Annotated in this window: 3 protein-coding genes and 1 pseudogene; 3 read left to right on the top strand and 1 reads right to left on the bottom strand. The window is 36.0% G+C overall.

Annotated features, from left to right (window positions below; translation table 11 throughout):
* A pseudogene (locus FTU46_RS16535) lies at nucleotides 1-659 on the top strand (RepB family plasmid replication initiator protein); the annotation flags it as partial.
* A gap of 307 nt (nucleotides 660-966) precedes the next feature.
* Nucleotides 967-1,149, top strand: coding sequence for a hypothetical protein (locus FTU46_RS16530; protein WP_178868349.1), 183 nt, complete (start codon nucleotides 967-969; stop codon nucleotides 1,147-1,149).
* A 28-nt stretch (nucleotides 1,150-1,177) separates the two neighbouring features.
* Here FTU46_RS16530 and FTU46_RS16525 read toward each other — a convergent pair whose 3' ends face one another.
* Nucleotides 1,178-1,744 (bottom strand): hypothetical protein, encoded by a 567-nt coding sequence (locus FTU46_RS16525; RefSeq protein WP_103801072.1) that lies wholly within the window; start codon nucleotides 1,742-1,744, stop codon nucleotides 1,178-1,180.
* 718 nt (nucleotides 1,745-2,462) lie between these two features.
* Here FTU46_RS16525 and repM point away from each other — a divergent pair.
* Nucleotides 2,463-3,091: replication initiation protein RepM (gene repM / locus FTU46_RS16520; RefSeq protein ID WP_180105347.1), on the top strand; the 629-nt coding region annotated here is incomplete at its 3' end.

Here is a 3,091-nt window from a genome sequence, read left to right as displayed (position 1 = left end):
AACTTCGCAGGAAGTTAGGTGTTCTTGATGGTGAATATAAAATGATTGCTGACTTTAAAAAGCGAGTATTTGAGCCATCTATCAAGCAAATAAACGAACATACAGACATAACCGTTAAGTCGGAACAGCACAAAACAGGTCGTTCAATTACTGGATTTTCATTCCGATTCAAACAAAAGGCACAGCCAAAATTAGAACAAAAAACCGACCCTAAAAGAGATCCAAACACACCTGATTTCTTTGTCGAAATGACCGATGCACAACGGCATTTGTTCGCACACAAATTATCTGAACTGCCCGAAGTTGGTAGCGAATATGCAGAGATCGGAGAGTCCGCAGAGGACTTTACGAAACGCCTTGCCGATATGCTTTTAGAACCAAAAAAATTCAGGATGTTTTATCCGCTACTGGAACAACTCGGCTTTGGTTCTAAAAAAATCCAATCTGCACCAATTAAACAGGTCGATGAACCTAAGTTTATTGAGTTGCGAAATATGCAAGTGAACAGCTTGTCGTTCAATATGTCCCGTGACAAGAAATTCGCTCATTTAAAGCAGGAGAACGAATCTCCAGATGATTTTATGCAACGGCTTCGCATCATGCTAAAAGACCCAAAACAGCAACTTCAATTTTATGACTACGTGAATGCCAAAAAGTAGCAATTAATCCTCTAAAAAAGATTTCAAAACGCCCCAAACTTTGGGGCTTATTTTTATCTTTTTCAGAGGTCGGTTTTTTGTTTCTCGGAGAGAAACGCGTAAGCGTGCATTCCCTCCTGCTGTCGGAAAATGATAAATCTCCAAACCGCTAAAAATTTGCTTGTTAGCAACGCCCCAATATCGAATTTCACCCCATAGCGTAAAAACCGCCTAAAATCGCATTTAAGCGCCATTTTCTTAAAAACAGGGAAATCTAGCTAAACAGGGCTAAAAACGCCAATAAACGCAAAATAGGAGCATTTAGACCATGAAATTAAGTGATGCTGAAAAAAATAATCGTTTGTTAGAGGTGTTTTTAAAGAAATCAGATCGAGAATATTACGATTTAGAAATCACTGAAGATCATCAAAAACTTTATGATCAGTACGTTTCAGGTGATTTAAACAAGCAAGACTTTGACGAGTATTTAAAAAAATTAGCTCATAACTAAATGGCTATGAGCTATTAAATAAAATTAATTAGAAACTGATTTGGATATTAACTTTATCCACGTCAATACCTGCTGCATGAGCTATCATTTCTTTAGCTTCAGCAATAATTTCAGATAGTTCTTTTGTTTCATCTACAGATTCTTCAGCAATAATTTCAGATTCAGGTGAAGCAGTTTCTGCATTTGGATTTGCATTAAAAGCAGACCACTCAAGTTTTTCAACATCAAGGTCAAGGTTTTGTAATAGATCATTGGTATTCAAATAAGCTACTGGATATCTTTGACCTGCTGTTAATTTCTTCCAAGCCTTTTTAAAGTTTTCTGTGTCTGGCAACAGTGCATATTCACTAATTTGAATTAATTTTCTACCTGCATGTTTTTTAGTAGGAATACAGCCCGAAATTTTACCAACCATGAAGGCTTGACCATGACCTAAGCCATCTTTTACTGCCCATGTTTCTCTATGATTTCGAATTAAAATTACATATTCAGCACTTTTAATACGGTCTGTACGTACTATCCAATAGCCTGAACCGCCTTCTGATTCCATCCATTTCAAATCTTTACCTGTGAAGATACCAATAACTTTAGCCATAATATTTACTCTTATACGTTAGTTTTATTAAATCTATACGATAGAATTGATTAAATAAAGATTTTTATACGTTAGTTTTATTAAATCTATACGATAGAATTTTAAATATATGATTTCAAAACAATAAACCGAGCGAGTGTCTACGAGCGATTGAGCGTTATAAAAATTTCGTCCCTGCCTTTTCCCTGATTACAAGCTTACTATTGCGTTATAACGAGATTTACAGAGCGAAGCGACTGTATTAATTGGCTTCATGACGAGCGAAGCGAGCATAAAGCTTTATGAGCGAAGCGAATCCATTCTTGTTTTTAGCGTCCTAGCTGGTCTTTGAAAAAACTGCCCCCAGGAATCGAGCGAAGCGAGATTCAATAGAGTTTGAGCGAAGCGAAAACATAGGGCAGTTTTAAATGCCGTTTTTAATTTTTTTGGGCTTTTAATAATAAAAAAGCTTTTAAATGCTTTTAGGTACGCTGAAAGCGTTGATATACGTGCGTTTCAGCACTTATATGTGGACACTTACCTTGCAATATGTGGACACTTACCTTGCAAGATTTTTTCAATATGTGGACACTTACCTTGCAAATACTGACAAAAAAAATATTGTCCATAAAACAGCATTTACCTTGCAACGGTTTGTCTGTTTAGAGTTGATATATTGACACAAATTACAATGTCAATATAATGACTAGAATAAAAATGTCATATTAGAAGATTTATAATGAAAGATTTGATTGTGAAAGATAACGCTTTAATTAACGCAAGCTATAATTTGGATTTGGTTGAACAGCGACTTATTCTGTTATCAATTATCGAAGCTCGCGAAAGTGGTAAAGGAATCAATGCAAATGACCCTTTAACAATTCACGCAGAAAGCTATATTAACCATTTTAATGTTCACAGAAACACAGCTTACCAAGCGTTAAAAGATGCTTGCAAAGACCTTTTTGCACGCCAATTTAGTTACCAAGAACAACGTGGGAAAGGGATTGCAAATATAACCAGTCGTTGGGTTTCTCAAATCGCCTACATAGACAATACTGCATCTGTAGAGCTTATTTTCGCCCCTGCAATCATCCCTTTAATAACAAGACTAGAAGAACAGTTCACAAGTTATGAGTTACAGCAAATTAAGGGGCTAAGCACAGCTTATGCAATTCGTCTTTATGAATTGCTCATCGCTTGGAGGAGTACAGGGAAAACGCCAATTATTGAAACTCAAGAACTTCGCAGGAAGTTAGGTGTTCTTGATGGTGAATATAAAATGATTGCTGACTTTAAAAAGCGAGTATTTGAGCCATCTATCAAGCAAATAAACGAACATACAGACATAACCGTTAAGTCGGAACA

Origin of the sequence: Acinetobacter sp. YH12108, assembly GCF_013419055.1 — a bacterium.
In the GTDB taxonomy this organism is placed as follows: Bacteria; Pseudomonadota; Gammaproteobacteria; order Pseudomonadales; family Moraxellaceae; genus Acinetobacter.
This window is presented reverse-complemented; position numbering and strand designations above follow the sequence as displayed.